Here is a 14881-nt window from a genome sequence, read left to right as displayed (position 1 = left end):
CTCTATCCCCCCCCAGCTCCATATGCGGACAGCTGCGAATGTGGCTAATATGAGCATGGCTGCCCCGGACATCAGAGGCGGTCTACTATATAGCCGAATGCTAATAGGACAAGGGTAACCAATAAGACAAGCGCGTTGGCCCACAGCGCCGGTGTAAAACTGACCTCGTCCCGATAGCTTAGAGCACCCCTTATTGCCCAGATAGCGAGCGGCATGGTCACAAGGCAGAACAGCGCTGCCAGCGGCATGATCCCCACTGCCACCCAGGCCACCACCCACGCGTAGACTGCTACAGTGCCAGCCATATATAACCAAGCCGCTTTTACTCTGCCCAGGATGATGGGCAGGGTCTTTTTCCTCCCCAACTTGTCCGCCTCGACATCTGGGAACGCATTTAAAAGGTGAACGTTGAAGAACAAAATCCCAGAGGGTATGGCCGCCACCACCACATCTGCGGTATAGACTCCTGTTTGAACGAAGTAGAACATTAATATGGGCAATGTCCCTATACAGAGGCCACAAGAGACCTCTCCCATCCTCCACCTAGCTAAATGGGGAGTATAGAGCAGAACGCAAACGGCCCCCACCGCAAGGAGAGGAAGCAACAGTAAGCCCTTGTCTATAATTAAGTAGATCCATATGGGAACTGCTAGAGTAAAGCTCAGCAGACCAAATTTGAAGACGGATTCAGCCTCGAGGAGCCTGGCAGGCAGGATGCCGCTGCCGCCACTGAAAGGCGTCCTCTTAGTTTTGAGATCTACCCCGCTCCTATAATCGTAGTAGTCATTTAGAACTTGCACGCTGATATGCCATAGTAAGAGCCCGATGAAGGCAAGAAAGGCGTGGGGAAGGCTGAAGAAACCATCCCACCATGCTATGGTCGTGCCCATGAGAGCCACCGCCACTGATCCGACCAGGAACTTGGGCCGGGTTTCTATAAACCACAGCCTAGCTTGGGCCCTCACCTTCTGCAACGATTCAGCGGATAGAAACCCTGTGGCCATATTCATCCTCTTTAACACCCAACGATGATCATTTCGACCGCCACATGCAGCTGAGACGGCCTCCCTGCGGCTCAGGCCAACGTAGTAAGAAGGATTGCTTCATGAATACAGAACCCGTTGCCTCTTTGCAATGTTGCGCCTGCCTTGTGATATTCAAAGAGGTAACCCGACCACACCGGTTGCGTTTGATCTCATCTCTTACAAAACAATGGAGAACTGTAGCCCCCTATCTAACTGTTGCCAGCCTTCCAGTTTCACATGATCTACACCCACTCGCTATAGGCGGGATGTATCGCGATGGTAGAAGTAGGCAAAAAACCAGTCAAGAGCTGTGCTTAGCTTACTCTGAAATCCCGTTAGCGGCCCCAGATATGAGAGCATCTGCTCTAGATATAAGATTCGCCGCAGCATTCCAGCAGCGAAGCCATCGAAAGCACGACCCAATATCTGAGCCACCGCCACATTTCTACTAATATATATTATCTGTCCTTTAAACTTGTAACGGAAGGGTCGTTGACGCTCCCCCCTCATGGCGTGGAGGATGTTTCTGGCACAGGCCGGGCCTTGTCTCATAGCTACCTGGTGGGTTGCGGGATAAGGTCCCGAGCCATTCTCTTGCGCTAGATAGGCGCAATCCCCAACGACATAGAGCCCGGGTGACTCCGGGACTTCCAGGTTCTGATTCACCAGGATCCGGCCATCCCTGGCTTTATCGAGAGGCAGCGACTCAACAACAGCCGCCGGCTTCACCCCTGCTACCCAGATAACAGTGCGGGTTGGTATGACCTGGCCATCAGCAGTCTCGACACCGTCCACCCAGGCCTTACTGATGCGAGTTCTCAGCAACACCTCAACCCCTTGAGAGCGCAACCGGGTGATAGCCAACTCCCCAACCTTCGCATTCAGGCCAGATAAGACGGTGTCTTGGGACTCGACTAGGATCACCCGAACATAGGGCGTCAGGGAGGGGTAGTCCCGTATCAGCACCTTGCTCGCGAATTCCTGAATAGACACCGCCAGTTCCACCCCGGTGGGCCCACCTCCCACCACCACAAAAGTGAGCAGCTCACGTCGGGGTTGCTCATCTCCTTCCAACAGCGCCGCCTCATAGTTATCCAGAATGTGATTGTGGATGTTGATACCATCCCTCAGAGATCTGAAGGTTAGCGCATTCTTTTCGACCTCGTCCATGCCGAAGAAATTGGTGGTGCTGCCCAGGGCCACCACCAGATAGTCCCACTCCAGCTCTCCATCATCGGTGGTAACTATCTTCCTCTCTACGTCTATGCCCTGTACCCGGCTTTGCCTGAACTTAACTCGCCCGGCAGTACCTCCCTGTCTCAGCAGAGTACGCACAGGGAAAGAGATATGACCGGGCGCAACACTTCCGGTGACTACTTGATATATTAGGGGCAGAACGAAGTGATAATTCTGCTGGTCAACCAGTGTTACTTCCAGCTCCGGGGCACCAGCGGAGGCTTTTTTCAACTCCCGTGCAGCACCGACCCCCGCCGAGCCTGCGCCCAGGATTAGCACTTTCTTCTTGTATTTACTCATCGTCATTTCATACCAGACGAGATATCCAGAAATAGGCAGGATAGGTGCCGGTCTGCCAGCTTATCACACCTATGCCTGTTACACGAGACTGCTCACTCCCCGAACTTCTCCATGGTGATCAGCTTCGCCTTTTTTACTTCCTTCATCACTATGGGCAGCGAGCCCGAATGGTCCATCTCCACATGATTGGACAACACGTAATCGATGTCCTCTGGGGCAACTATCTCCTTGACCCTGGCTGCAATCTCCTCATAGAAGGGCGCCTTCACCGTATCGATGAGGGCGATCTTCTCATCGATAATGAGATAGGCATTGTAGGTGGCCCCCAGATGCGTGTAGTAGCCGTGGAAATTCCTCACATTCCAGTCGATGGCCCCCACCCAGTAGACGCCATCCGCTAGCTGTACTTTGCTCACGTATTGCCTCCTGATGCAATTAATAAGGCCGCCAAGTACCAATTAGGCGCAGTGGCAGTTCCGTTTCTGATCACCAGCTAGAGTTTCAGTCCCTCGGCCACACGCTTTCCAAACTCAGGGTCAGCCTTGACAAGGTTCTCAACCATGCGTTGTTGAATCGGCTTATCCGCCTTACTCAGAGGATCAACGATATTATCAACCAGGTGGTCTTGATCCACTTTGCTGAGTGAACGGTAGCGTTCGCCTGCCTGCTCGAAGTCATTAGTCAGGCTGATCTTTCGGCGCGTTACATTCCCTTCGATACTATACTGGCTAGTCGGGTAGGCAGGAGCCTCACTCGGCATACCGCCCGCGAGGGTGTTAGGCTCGTAGTTAACCGTTCCACCACCATAGGGCGCATACTGCATGGCTGCGTCGCGCTGGTTGTTGTTGACCGGCACCCTAGGGCGATTGGTGGGTAGTTGGAGGTAATTAGGTCCTAGCCGATGCCGCTGAGTATCTGCGTAGGAGAAGACCCTGCCTTGTAAAAGTTTGTCAGCGGAGAGCTCGATTCCTGGCACAATAGAGGCCGGACAGAAAGCAGCCTGCTCCACTTCGGCAAAGTAGTTTTCAGGATTACGATTGAGCACCATCTTGCCCACCGGCATCAGCGGAAACTTATCCTCGGGCCACGTCTTAGTAGCATCCAGCGGGTCGAAGTTATGTTTCAACTCGTCAGCTACATCCATGATCTGAACCTTCAGCTCGTACTCCACAGTTTTCCCGGAGGCTATAGTGTCATAAAGGTCGCGAGTGGCTATATCAGGATCTTCCCCGGCTAAGCGAGTCGATTCATGGCGGTCGATGGAATGAACCCCCGCCTCTGGCTTCCAGTGGTACTTTAAGTAGACATCCTTGCCTTTCGAATTCACCCACTTATATGTATTGACACCAAATCCTTCCATAGTCCGGTAGCTCTTAACTGTGCCACGGTCTGAGAAAAGCCAGGTGATCATGTGGGTCGATTCGGGGGTCAAAGAGATAAAGTCCCAAAATCGACTGTTTGCGCTGGAACTGGTGGGGATGTTTGTATCAGGAGCAGGCTTGAAGGCATGGACCATATCGGGAAACTTGATGGCGTCCCTGATAAAAAACACCGGAAGGTTATTCCCTACTAAATCGTAGTTACCTTCTTCAGTGTAGAACTTGACGGCAAAACCCCTGGGGTCACGGGCTGAATCTGCCGACCCTCGTGCACCAACCACAGTCGAGAAACGGACGAAGAGGGGCGTTTGCTTTGCCGGATCCTGCAGGAAGTTAGCACAGGTATACTTCTCCATGCTCTTATACACCTTAAAGTAGCCATGGGCCCCAGCGCCCTTGGCGTGAACTACGCGCTCCGGTATTCTCTCGCGGTCAAAGTGCGCCAGCTTCTCAATGAGATGCACGTCCTGCAGCAAAACAGGTCCACGCTCACCCACGGTCAGTGAATTCTGGTTGTCGCTGACTGGGACCCCTTGATTCGTTGTAAGACGTTTACCTTTCTTACTGTCTTTCATGACATCCTCCTTATTTCGCGAATGATGGTTTGTATGCTCTATATAGCTTTCAGTGAAATCATCTAAGCCTCCTGAGATGTTGCAGGTGGTGTAAAGACCCGCGCTGCGAGCTCCTTATCCAACATAAGCAAGGCATCGCCCTTTTTGCCCACAAGCTTTAGCTTGGCGATGATATCGTTGTCGTTGGCTTCCTCTTCGATCTGTTCGGTAACGTACCACTGTAGAAAGATATTCGTCGCGTCATCCTTCTCCTTGATCGCCAGGTCGACGAGGTCATTAATGCGCCTGGTGACGAACTGCTCGTGCTTCAGCGTTTTCTCGAACATGTCGAGGGGCGACTCGAACTCTGTCGGCGGCGCATCGATGGCCATGAGCATAACCTGCCCGCCCTGGTCATTGATGTAGTCATAGAATTTCATGGCATGCAGCATCTCTTCCTGATACTGCACCATAAACCAGTTGGCAAACCCCTTAAGCCCGATATGTGTCCTGTAGGCAGACATAGACATATAGAGGTATGCCGAATACATCTCTTTATTAAGCTGCTCATTCAGCGCTGCTTCCATTTTTTTACTCAGCATATAATTACCTCCACTTATTGTTTTTGTAGCTTCGCTCCCTAACAGGTGAGTTCGAAACCTATGCCCTTTTGCTGGGTGATACCTGCCACTACAATATCCCTGACTCCTTCACTCAGAACCTGGCTAGTTAGACAACCTTCCTGAACCGCTCTGCGGGGGCACCGCAAATGGGGCATCGGTCAGGGAGGACACCATCTGATACATAGCCGCAGACACCGCATACATAGTATTCGGTATCCACATCGGCCAGCATGTGCTCCAGCGCCTTTTCGTAGAGCTTGGCGTGTCCCCGCTCAACGTCGCGAGAGTAACTGAAGATCCTTGCCACGTGTGCATTATCTTCCTTATTAGCCTCCACGATGAACTGAGGATAGGTGCTGCTGGCGAGGTTCTCCCTTTCGAATGCGCTTTCCAGGTTCTCCTGAGTATCGGACACACCACCGAGGAGGCGGAGGTGATGGAAGGCGTGAACTCCCTCGGCCTCAGCGATAGCACGGAACAGTCTTGCCACTTGGCGGTAGCCGTCCTCCTCGGCCTTCATGGCGAAGGCGAGGTTCCTCTGGTGGGCTTGTGACTCGGCAACGAAGCCGTCCTTGAGGTTTTTAAGGGTCTTTATCCCTTTTATCCCCGGGATCTCATGGGGGACCAGCTTTTCTGCCTCCACACCGCAGAGTGGGCAACGCTCAGGTTTATCGGTGGTAAGTTCTACATGGTGACAATTGGTACATTTCCACAAGGCGCTATCCACCTCCTTTTAGGTCTACATTTCCGGTTGAAGCGCCAATGTTTGATACAGGCTCACCGTGTTATCTCTATATAGTGTAGTGAGTCCAGAATATCGTTATCCCTTGGCGATATCCAGTAACCTTAACCTTTCTGCTGGTCTAGACTTGATGCTGCAATCTCGACTAGACAACATTCCACATAAAGGATGACGTGTCTATTTCTTTTCTTCGTGTTCTTCGGCAACATGGCAGCAATCGCACTCGCACGGGCTGCTGCTGGCGCAGGGCTCGCAGCAATAGACCACGCCCTCACTCTCATAGCCAGAACCGGCGATGTGACAGCCGCATACTGGACATAACTGCTCCGCCATATTTGTTCACCTCCCTTCCTGGAATTCAATCACTCCTATAGCTTTTGAAACTCATCCTTACTGGCCCCGCAGACTGGACACTGCCAATCATCGGGCAGCTCCTCGAAAGGCGTCCCCGGCTCGATGCCGCCTTCGGCATCGCCTTGTTCGGGATCATATACGTAGCCACAAACGGTGCACTCATATTTCACTGCTGCCATACCTATCTCCTTTCTTGCCTCAATCTTTGTGATAGGAGGGAGCTGTTTTAGGTGTAGTGCCTCGCTTCACCTGATGATAATAGGCATACGTCATCGGCTCACCTTCCTGGATAGCTTCAGCGCCCACAAGCTCACCGATAAAAATAGTGTGCGTTCCCACATCCACCTCGCTAATCACCTTGGCTTCGAGGTAGGCCAGGGTGTTATCGAGGACGATGGGAGCTTTGGTCTCGCCCAGCTTATAATCTATGCCCTCAAACTTGTCCACCTCTCTGCCTGATTTGAAGCCAAAGCGTCCGATCAGGCTCAGCGGTGTGTCCTGAGACAAAATTGAAGCGGTGAAGACCCCGCTACCCTCGATGAACTCATGGGTGAGGTTTCCTTTATTGATGCACGCCGATATAATCGGCGGCTCCGAGGAGACCTGGATCACGGTGTTACAGGTCTGACCGTTTATTCTATCTCCCTTTCTGGAGCCAACGATGTACATTCCATAGCTTATCTGGTGTAAGACCTTGGTGTCCATTTCGCTCCTTAAAACTTTTATTCCTTACCATACCCTGCATCGTCGGGCCTTCTAGTCTCGATTAAAACTCGAGAAGTTCCCGATGCCGAAATCCCCGGGAGTAGTCAATTAGGTATATCTTCAGTGGAGTCACTTTAACGATTACTGAGTTTCCAGCTTTCACACTATTGAAGGCATTGTGTCTTGCCATCACAGCCTTTGGCACTTCAGTAATATTCTTGTCAGCTAATATCTCAGCCTTTCCAATGTACTGAATGCCTTTGATACCCTTATCCTCGTTAGGAATGGGTACGCGTTCCTCTATGGCTATTGCTACGCGGGGATTTACCAGAATGTTCTTCACCTTTTCAGCATCTCTTGCTGTGTTGAAATATATGTCTGTCCCGCTGTTTTTAAAGAAAACGGTGGAGGCGCTAGGTTGACCATCAGTGTTGGCGGTGGCAATGGTACATGCACGGCATTTCTCCATGTATGTTACGATCTCGTCCCTGAGAGTTACTGTCATTCCTCTCACCTCGTATCAGATTTTTAAATTTTAGGAAATGTAGGCTGAAAATTAAGCTTGGCCAGGCTCTATCAATAATTCTCGGCCATAAGCTCGTAATAGCTCTGAGGATGGTCACAGGCGGGGCACTGCTTGGGGGCTTCCATCCCTTCGTGGACATAGCCGCAATTGCGACACTTCCATTTGACAACTACATCTTTCTTAAATACCTTGTTCTCTTTCACATTCTTGAGAAGCTTTCTATAGCGAAGCTCATGCTGTTCTTCTACTTCAGCGATTTCCCAAAATACATTTGCTATCTCTTGAAAACCTTCCTGGCGAGCCACTTCCCCAGCTTCTTTGTATAGTTTGGTCCATTCCAGGTTTTCCCCGGCTGCTGCCGCTTCCAGATTTGCTGCGGTATCACCTATGACACCCGCTGGGTAAGTTGCAGTGATTTCCGCGTCTCCCCCCTGAAGGAATTGGAAGTATCGCTTAGCATGCTCTTTTTCGTTGTCTGCTGTCTCGAGGAAGATAGCGGCGATCTGTTCATACCCGGCCTCTTTTGCAACCGATGCAAAGTATGTATAACGATTCCTCGCCTGCGATTCGCCGGCAAATGACGCCAGCAGATTGTGCTCTGTCCTGCTGCCTTTAAGTTCCATTGGTTCCGCCTTTCTACTTTGATTTCTTAACATAAACTTTATATTGCCCCGATTCATCCTCAATCCCCAACAGCTCATTTCCCGTAGTACGGCACCAGGCAGGCATGTCTTCTTTAATGCCCTCGTCGTCGGCCAATATCTCCAGCACCTGCCCAACTTCCAGCTCTTTTAGCTTATTGGCGGTGTGAGCGATGGGCATGGGACAGTATAATCCGATGCAGTCTAAAGTGGCATCTGCCTTCATAGCCATGCCTCCTTAAATAAAGAGATTGACATTTCCCTCTTTAGCCTCAGCTAGGTAGGTGGCTACCCCGGCGAAGCTGTCCACGTCGGGGATGAAGGCCTCTTTTCCTATCCCCATCATCCCCATAGAGGTGGTGCAGGCGATAAATTTTACCCCCATACCCTTAGCCATGGCCATCATCTCCTCAAGGGGAGGAGACTTTATATCACGCATTAACCGCCCAATCATCCATTTGCCCAAGCCGAGCATCTGAAATTTTGATAAGGGCAGTCTCTTGGCGCCGCCCCGGTTCATTCTATTGAGCATCTTCCTCATTATCCCCCGGCTTTTTATGCTGCCCTCATTTCTCTTGATGATATTTAGCCCCCAGAAGGTGAAGAACATGCTCACCTCCATCCCCATTGAGGCGGCCCCGATGGCGATATTGAAGGCGGCCAGGGCCTTGTCTAGCTCTCCGCTGAATACCACCAGAGTCACACTCTCTTTCTCAGCCATGCTCGCCACTTACTCCAAAGTTCGCCCACATTGTGGACAGACCTTGGCCGTTTTCTCCACTACTATATTACATTTCAGGCAATACCGTAGCTCAATGTGGCACGGCTGACAATAAGGCGCAGGGGACATAGCCAGCTCCTCATCACAGTAGGGGCAAAAGCACCTCCTCTCATTCTCCTTTGGCTTTTCACTACTTGTCATCCTTCCTCCTCCTTCCGTTTTTTATAGCTTTGCCCTGCTTCTTCAGGTAGTCATCGATGGCCTTATTCAGCGCTTGAGCGCCGAGGTTGGAGCAGTGATACTTATTCTTGGGCAGCCCCTCAAGCTCCTGGGCCACAAGGGCCGGAGTAATCTTCCTTGCCTCCTCCAGGGTCTTGCCCATAGCCATCTCGCTCACGATGCTGGAAACGGCGATGGCAGCGCCGCAGCCGAAGGTCTTGAACTTGACATCGCTGAGATGGTTATCGTCCACCTTGATGTAGAATGTCATCATATCCCCGCAGACGGGGTTTCCCTCTTCACCGATGCCATCGGCATCCTCGATCTCCCCTACATTGCGGGGGTTCATGAAGTGTTCCATTACCTTGTCGCTGTAAACAGGCATCTCAACTTCCTCCTCGCTGACCTTTTATAAATTTGGAATATAGCGGTGACATCTGCCGGAGCCGATCAACAATAGGCGGCAGCGCTTCCAATACATAGTCAATGTCCTCCTCGGTATTCTCCAAGCCAAGGCTGAATAGTAGCGACCCCTGTGCGATCTCGGCAGGAACCCCCATAGCGGTGAGCACGTGAGAGGCCTTGAGCGCCCTGGACGTGCAAGCCGAACCGCTGGATGCCGCTATTCCCTGGTGACTTAACAGCATGAGCATTGACTCTCCTTCAATAAACTCGATGCAGAAGCTGGCATTGCCGGGGAGGCGCTGGGTGGGATGTCCGGTGAGGATGGCATTCTCGATCCGTGACAGCAGTCCCTCGATCAACCTATCGCGCAGGGCAGAGAGGTGGGCCATCCGGGACGCCATTTCCTCTCGAGCCAGCTCTGCTGCTTTTCCCAAACCTACGATTGAGGGAACGTTCTCGGTCCCCGCCCTCCTTCCTCCCTCCTGCACCCCACCATCGAGGAAGGGCATAATGCGTACACCTTTTTTAAACCACAGGGCGCCAACACCCTTGGGGCCATAGAACTGGTTGGGGGTCAGGCTTAGCGCATCAACACCGAGCTCTCTGACATCAACAGGTATTGAGCCTGCGGTGGCTACTGCATCGGTGTGGAACAGGGCCCCCGTTTTCTTCACCACCTTAGCTATCTCGGCGATGGGCTGGATGGTGCCCACCTCGCCGTTGGCGTGCATGATGGATACCAGAACCGTATCCTCCCTTATGCTCTTACCGACCTTTTCAGGATCGACCAGCCCGTACTTGTCCACTGGTACCTGAGTGACCTCAAAGCCCAACTTCTCCAGCGTCTTAGCTGAATGAAGAACTGAAAAATGTTCGATGGCAGAGATGACAACGTGCTTCCCCTGGGACTGCCGGGCGAGGGCCAACCCCTTGATGGCGAAGTTGTTGGCCTCGGTGCCCGAGCCGGTGAAGATGATCTCCTCAGGCTGGGCGCCAATGAGGGCGGCAACCTTGCTGCGGGCATCATCCAGCGCTTCCCTGGCTTGGTCTCCCCACTCATGGATGGATTGAGGATTGCCATAGGCATCCTTGAGGTAGGGAAGCATAGCCTTCAGCACCTGGGGAAGGACTGGGGTTGTCGCTACATGGTCAAGGTATGCTCTCTTCATAACCCCTCCTCTGGTCATCTCAACCACATTTTAACCACTGGGCTGATCCCTGTATGCGACCTTTATCTCAAAGCTGGGCCCAGACGGTTGCCTCTACTTGAGGCGAGCCTCGACCGCATCCCAGTTGATGTTCTTGAAGAAGGCATCGATATAGTCGGCTCGCTTCAGCCCATAGTCGATCATGAAGGCATGCTCGAAAACATCCAGCACCAGAATGGGGGTACAACCTGCAGGGTGGCCGGTCTCATGCTCATTTATCCACTGGTTTATCAGCCAGCCGGTTACGTTATCCTGGTACAGGATAGCCCAACCGATTCCCCGCATGGTGGCGGTGGCGCGAAAGTCCTTCTCCCAGTCCTCGTAGCTGCCGTATGCACCGGGCAACAGCTGGGCCAGCTTGCCAGATTTGTTTAGTGTCCCCTTGCCGCCGAGGTTTTCGAAGTAGTATTCGTGGAGGCGCATACCGTTGAACTCGAAGCCGAAACGGCGCTTAAGCTCGGCGTATTCCGGGGTGGCCGTTTTGCCTTCCTTGAGCATGGCAGTAAGTGAATCATATAGCTTGTTGGTATTGGTGACATAGCCCTGATACAGTGTGAAGTGATTGTTGAGCAGCGGCTCGCTGAATCCCTCTATTCCGATTAAACTTGTATAGTCCTTAGCAGTGTAACCCATTTCTACCTCCTTCATCGAAATTATTTTCCGATTGGTGCCCTCTCCTCATCGCAGCAGACTATAGTTCCGCTGCCGACCCTGGTCACTATTATCTCGTTGCCGCAGACAGTGCAGCGGTACTTATTATCTACCTTCTACCCCTTTCCTCCTTGACCAGGAGGCTATTTCACAACTTCTCAGCAGCCTGGTTCACCATAGTGGCCACAACAGCTCTGCCTCTTCCATATTTTGATAGAATTGTTACGGAGAACAAGATACAGTTTTCGGTGAATAGGCATTGGAACTGACATATTGGTTAGGACAGCTCTCACGCTTGGCATTTCCTTTCACCTCCTTCGTCTGATAGGTTAGGGGTCTGATTCTTTTGGTTCTGTGAATGTTCTATAAGTTAGTCTGAGCCTGAAGTGGTTACTTACCCTCTCCTCAGTAGCGATCCTAGCAATTGCTCCATGGAAGCTCTGGAGGTTGCATCGACACAATGCAAACAGGAAGCTAACTGAGAGCGCTGTTCTATTCTTGTATTAGCTCCATCTCCTGATCGCAGCAGACTAGGGTGCCGCCACCGACCTTGGTCACCGTCACCTCGTTGCCGCAGACATTGCAGCGATATTTTTCGCCCACATTCTTGACTCCCATTTTCACACCTCCGATATTCTCTATCAAGGCTCAAGCAGCCTCTTCTCACCTTCAATCTTCTTCAGGTCGGTTATGTCCTGGGTAACCTTCAGGCAGCCGAGATATTCATGGTCTTTACTGCGGATCGCAAAGTATCTGATGAGAATCAGCCGTTAGTCCCGATTCGTCGATTCTGACGATTTTCCTCAACACCTTTGTTTCCATTTCAGACATTCACGAACAGCTAGCCCGCGACAAGCATGTAATCGCAGATAAAATTACGGGAAACAACCGAGCTGGCAGCTCATTATCTTTATATTTAGTCTGTTCGCTGTGTCTCCAACCTGTCTGGGGCTAACTTTCAGCTTCTTAGCTATCTTAAACGCTATGGCGCAGGGAAGCTTACCGTCAACCAGAGAAGCTTGAATTTCCATTTCGAGTTTTTCGTCCAAAAGGTCACCTCCTATCTGAAAGTTGCCGCTACTCGCAGCCCTTCAATTGCTTCCATCTCTCCTCTCCCAGGTACTGGCGAGCTGAAGCGCACCAGTCCATGCAAATCCATTCACCGCACTCGTGGCACTTCACCTTAGTCTCGTTGGAGAAGAGCTCCTCCTCTGCACCACAGTTCGGGCACTTGTAGAGCTCAACCCGTAGGTTTCTGAAATCTTGACCGGGACATGCAGACCTCATATCTAACCCTCAGTCATTGTGAGAATCGCTAACTTTGAGCGATCCTGCTGCCCAGATCAAAGGCGTCCTTTAGTGCGGTTGGGTGCTCCCTAATCTCACCTTTTGTATCCACGCCCCGGATAAGAAGTTCCTCAGCGTACTCGACGCCGATGGCTTGGAAGAAATATTTCACTGTCAATATGGACCCGTCAAACAGTTTCTGTCCCTTGGTGGCCCCCACAGCGATAAAGGCGCCTTTTCTCCCCTCACAGGGCAGGTTTTGCTTGAGGATATATTTTCGGGCCCACAGCGCCTGAGAGCGGTCGATTAGCGCCTTAACCTGACTGGTCAGCCCATAGAAAAACATCGGCGAGGCTACTATTACCACATCGGCCTCGAGGAGCTGGGGGTATATGCCATCCATGTCGTCTCTTATGACGCAATTGCCATCCCTCAGGCAACCGTAGTACTCGCGGCACGGGGCTATGTTGAGTTTATCTACGATGAGCTTCTCCACCTCTGCACCCTGACTTTGGGTACCCTTCAAAGCCTCATCCAGCAGTAAATCAGTATTGCCCTTTATCCTTGAGCTCCCCATAATCCCCAGGACTCTCAATCTTGCCTCCTTGTCACCGCTTGCTGAAGCCTTTCATCAGGTCTGAAAGCTGCCTCAGGTGAGACCTCTCCTCCTCTATTATCTTATCGACTGCCTCGCGGTCTGACCGTCGAACCAGTTCTCGCAAGTTCGAATAGAACAGTATAGAGTCCTTTTCTGCGCTTATAGCGATCTGGATAGCTTTGGCTTCACTCGCTGACTTTTGTGCCATCTCGCGGGCAGTCTGATCGTCGCGGAAGACAGCGGAGTCGATCAGCGCTTTTAGATACCGGTCATACTCTTCAGTGTAGGTCTCTGGTGGTGCATAGTCTGCAAGTGAGCCCAGCATATTTTGGAAGATTTCAATATGCTTTTTCTCCTCAAGAGCCAGATACTCATAAATAACTCTAGATGCTTCATTCCTGGCAGACTTTGCCAGGGTGTCGTAAAAAGCGGCTCCGCTCCGCTCGATCCCAATGGCGATGTTCACCAGTTCACTGCCAGTAAAAAATATGCCCATTTGTCACCCCTTTATAGTCTCTTGAGATATTTATGAGCTTGGAGAGCGGCCTTGGCCCCCTCAGCGGCGGCAACCAGGATCTGTTTCTCCGGGGCATTGGTTACATCCCCGGCGGCAAAGAGCCCGGGTACCCCTGTATCGGTGGCACAATTTATCTCGATCTCACCGAGCTCATTTAGCCTGACGATGCCTTTAGACAAGTCCGAACTGGGGATCAGCCCGATCTCGACAAAGACACCCCCAACCTCAAGCCTCTTCTCTTCGCCGCTCTTTAAATCGCTGATGGCGACAGCTTCCACACGGCTTTCCCCGTCGATCGCCACCACCTTGTGCTCCAAAAACACGGTCATATTGGGTGCCTCTTTAACTTTATTAATAAGTATCCGGTCGCCGGTGAACGGTGTCAGCGACACCAGATAGACATACTCGGCGATCTTGACCATATCGTCCGCTGCCTCCAGGGCGGAATTGCCCCCGCCGATAACCGCCACCTTCTGCCCGGCAAAGAGCGGGCCATCGCAAATCGCGCAATAGGTAACACCCCGACTCTTTAGCCGCTCCTCGCCAGGTACATTGAGCTGGCGGGGACGTTTCCCGGTAGCGACGATCACCGCCTTTGCCTGATAGCTTTCACCATTGGCTATCCTGATCTCAAATCCCGCATTCCGTCGGGATAAAGCAACTACCTCTTCACCGATCTTCTGCTCCAGCGGAAACTGCTTCATCTGCTCCTCGAATTTGGCCATCAGCTCAAATCCTTCGATATACTGATATCCCATATAGTTCTCCACACTGGCCGACCAAAGAGCTTGCCCTCCAATGTCTTTACTGATGAGCAGGGTATCTAGCCGCTTCCTGGCAGCATAGACCGCAGCGGTCATCCCCGCGGGACCACCGCCGATAATGATCAGTTCACGCATAAGCTCCACCGGCAAGTTAAAGGCCTAATTTCTCTTTCAGCCTGCCTTCGTCGAAGCCAACGGTAAAATCGCCATCGATTTCGATGACAGGTACCGCCATCTGACCTGTCTTACGCACCATCTCCTCACGGGCGGCGCTATCGGTAGCGACATCGACTTCTTGATAGGCGATATTATGCTGCTCGAGGAACATACTGGTCCTCTTGCACCAGGGTCAAGTAGGGGTGGAATAGAGCTTCACTTCTTTGGCACTCATTTTCTCCTCCTGATTCTGGATCAAATTTAAGATTC

At 51.8% G+C, this 14881-nt stretch carries 22 protein-coding genes and 4 pseudogenes; all 26 read right to left on the bottom strand.

Translation table 11 applies throughout. The features are described from left to right. Positions 1–71: 71 nt before the first annotated feature. The 26 genes and pseudogenes from VMX96_05745 to VMX96_05620 all read right to left on the bottom strand — a co-directional run bounded on the left by VMX96_05745 (position 72) and on the right by VMX96_05620 (position 14792). The gene (locus VMX96_05745; GenBank protein ID HUU63404.1) at positions 72–1004 is read right to left on the bottom strand and encodes a prenyltransferase; all 933 of its coding nucleotides are present in this window, start codon (positions 1002–1004) and stop codon (positions 72–74) included. 276 nt (positions 1005–1280) lie between these two features. Then, positions 1281–2561 carry an NAD(P)/FAD-dependent oxidoreductase gene (locus tag VMX96_05740; GenBank protein HUU63403.1) on the bottom strand — a complete coding sequence of 427 codons (1281 nt, stop codon included), beginning with the start codon at positions 2559–2561 and terminating at the stop codon, positions 1281–1283. A 116-nt stretch (positions 2562–2677) separates the two neighbouring features. Further along, positions 2678–2977 (bottom strand): annotated as a pseudogene (locus VMX96_05735) (FprA family A-type flavoprotein). Between the two features lie 77 nt (positions 2978–3054). After that, a complete protein-coding gene (locus tag VMX96_05730; protein ID HUU63402.1) occupies positions 3055–4515 on the bottom strand; it encodes a catalase in 1461 nt (486 codons plus the stop codon). Between the two features lie 62 nt (positions 4516–4577). After that, positions 4578–5096 (bottom strand): ferritin, encoded by a 519-nt coding sequence (locus tag VMX96_05725; protein ID HUU63401.1) that lies wholly within the window; start codon positions 5094–5096, stop codon positions 4578–4580. Between the two features lie 127 nt (positions 5097–5223). Continuing rightward, complete coding sequence (locus VMX96_05720; GenBank protein ID HUU63400.1) at positions 5224–5832, bottom strand: ferritin family protein; 609 nt, start codon at positions 5830–5832, stop codon at positions 5224–5226. Positions 5833–6036: 204 nt separating this feature from the next. Continuing rightward, positions 6037–6192, bottom strand: coding sequence for a hypothetical protein (locus tag VMX96_05715; GenBank protein ID HUU63399.1), 156 nt, complete (start codon positions 6190–6192; stop codon positions 6037–6039). 35 nt (positions 6193–6227) lie between these two features. After that, positions 6228–6392, bottom strand: coding sequence for a rubredoxin (locus VMX96_05710; GenBank protein HUU63398.1), 165 nt, complete (start codon positions 6390–6392; stop codon positions 6228–6230). 19 nt (positions 6393–6411) lie between these two features. Then, a complete protein-coding gene (locus VMX96_05705; protein HUU63397.1) occupies positions 6412–6918 on the bottom strand; it encodes a flavin reductase family protein in 507 nt (168 codons plus the stop codon). A 61-nt stretch (positions 6919–6979) separates the two neighbouring features. After that, on the bottom strand, positions 6980–7423 hold the full coding sequence (locus tag VMX96_05700) for a pyridoxamine 5'-phosphate oxidase family protein (GenBank protein ID HUU63396.1): 444 nt from the start codon (positions 7421–7423) through the stop codon (positions 6980–6982). 71 nt (positions 7424–7494) lie between these two features. After that, the gene (locus tag VMX96_05695) at positions 7495–8067 is read right to left on the bottom strand and encodes a rubrerythrin family protein (protein ID HUU63395.1); all 573 of its coding nucleotides are present in this window, start codon (positions 8065–8067) and stop codon (positions 7495–7497) included. A gap of 13 nt (positions 8068–8080) precedes the next feature. Beyond that, positions 8081–8311 carry a sulfurtransferase TusA family protein gene (locus VMX96_05690; protein ID HUU63394.1) on the bottom strand — a complete coding sequence of 77 codons (231 nt, stop codon included), beginning with the start codon at positions 8309–8311 and terminating at the stop codon, positions 8081–8083. Between the two features lie 12 nt (positions 8312–8323). Continuing rightward, positions 8324–8806, bottom strand: coding sequence for a DsrE/DsrF/DrsH-like family protein (locus VMX96_05685; GenBank protein ID HUU63393.1), 483 nt, complete (start codon positions 8804–8806; stop codon positions 8324–8326). 9 nt (positions 8807–8815) lie between these two features. Further along, a complete protein-coding gene (locus tag VMX96_05680) occupies positions 8816–9007 on the bottom strand; it encodes a hypothetical protein (GenBank protein HUU63392.1) in 192 nt (63 codons plus the stop codon). Further along, positions 8997–9410, bottom strand: a complete 414-nt coding sequence (nifU, locus tag VMX96_05675) for a Fe-S cluster assembly scaffold protein NifU (GenBank protein HUU63391.1) — start codon at positions 9408–9410, stop codon at positions 8997–8999. Before nifU ends, VMX96_05680 begins: the two co-directional genes overlap by 11 nt. A 1-nt stretch (position 9411) precedes the next feature. Further along, positions 9412–10599 carry a cysteine desulfurase family protein gene (locus VMX96_05670; GenBank protein ID HUU63390.1) on the bottom strand — a complete coding sequence of 396 codons (1188 nt, stop codon included), beginning with the start codon at positions 10597–10599 and terminating at the stop codon, positions 9412–9414. Between the two features lie 93 nt (positions 10600–10692). Next, on the bottom strand, positions 10693–11271 hold the full coding sequence (locus VMX96_05665; protein ID HUU63389.1) for a Fe-Mn family superoxide dismutase: 579 nt from the start codon (positions 11269–11271) through the stop codon (positions 10693–10695). 20 nt (positions 11272–11291) lie between these two features. Further along, a pseudogene (locus VMX96_05660) lies at positions 11292–11387 on the bottom strand (desulfoferrodoxin). A gap of 394 nt (positions 11388–11781) precedes the next feature. Continuing rightward, positions 11782–11907 (bottom strand): desulfoferrodoxin FeS4 iron-binding domain-containing protein, encoded by a 126-nt coding sequence (locus tag VMX96_05655; GenBank protein ID HUU63388.1) that lies wholly within the window; start codon positions 11905–11907, stop codon positions 11782–11784. 23 nt (positions 11908–11930) lie between these two features. After that, positions 11931–12059, bottom strand: a pseudogene (locus tag VMX96_05650) (DUF438 domain-containing protein). 105 nt (positions 12060–12164) lie between these two features. Next, entirely contained in the window at positions 12165–12338 is a 174-nt protein-coding gene (locus VMX96_05645; GenBank protein ID HUU63387.1) for a hypothetical protein, read from the bottom strand. A 28-nt stretch (positions 12339–12366) separates the two neighbouring features. After that, the gene (locus VMX96_05640) at positions 12367–12576 is read right to left on the bottom strand and encodes a phosphohydrolase (GenBank protein ID HUU63386.1); all 210 of its coding nucleotides are present in this window, start codon (positions 12574–12576) and stop codon (positions 12367–12369) included. A gap of 28 nt (positions 12577–12604) precedes the next feature. Next, positions 12605–13171 carry a flavodoxin family protein gene (locus VMX96_05635; GenBank protein ID HUU63385.1) on the bottom strand — a complete coding sequence of 189 codons (567 nt, stop codon included), beginning with the start codon at positions 13169–13171 and terminating at the stop codon, positions 12605–12607. Positions 13172–13184: 13 nt separating this feature from the next. Then, positions 13185–13670, bottom strand: coding sequence for a ferritin family protein (locus VMX96_05630; protein HUU63384.1), 486 nt, complete (start codon positions 13668–13670; stop codon positions 13185–13187). Between the two features lie 11 nt (positions 13671–13681). Beyond that, on the bottom strand, positions 13682–14590 hold the full coding sequence (locus VMX96_05625; protein ID HUU63383.1) for an FAD-dependent oxidoreductase: 909 nt from the start codon (positions 14588–14590) through the stop codon (positions 13682–13684). A 16-nt stretch (positions 14591–14606) separates the two neighbouring features. Beyond that, positions 14607–14792, bottom strand: a pseudogene (locus VMX96_05620) (glutaredoxin domain-containing protein). Positions 14793–14881 lie beyond the last annotated feature (89 nt).

Source organism: Dehalococcoidia bacterium (assembly GCA_035528575.1).
Taxonomy (GTDB): Bacteria; Chloroflexota; Dehalococcoidia; order E44-bin15; family E44-bin15; genus DATKYK01.
The sequence above is the reverse complement of the archived record's forward strand: the minus strand, read 5'-3'. Positions and strand labels throughout refer to the sequence as shown.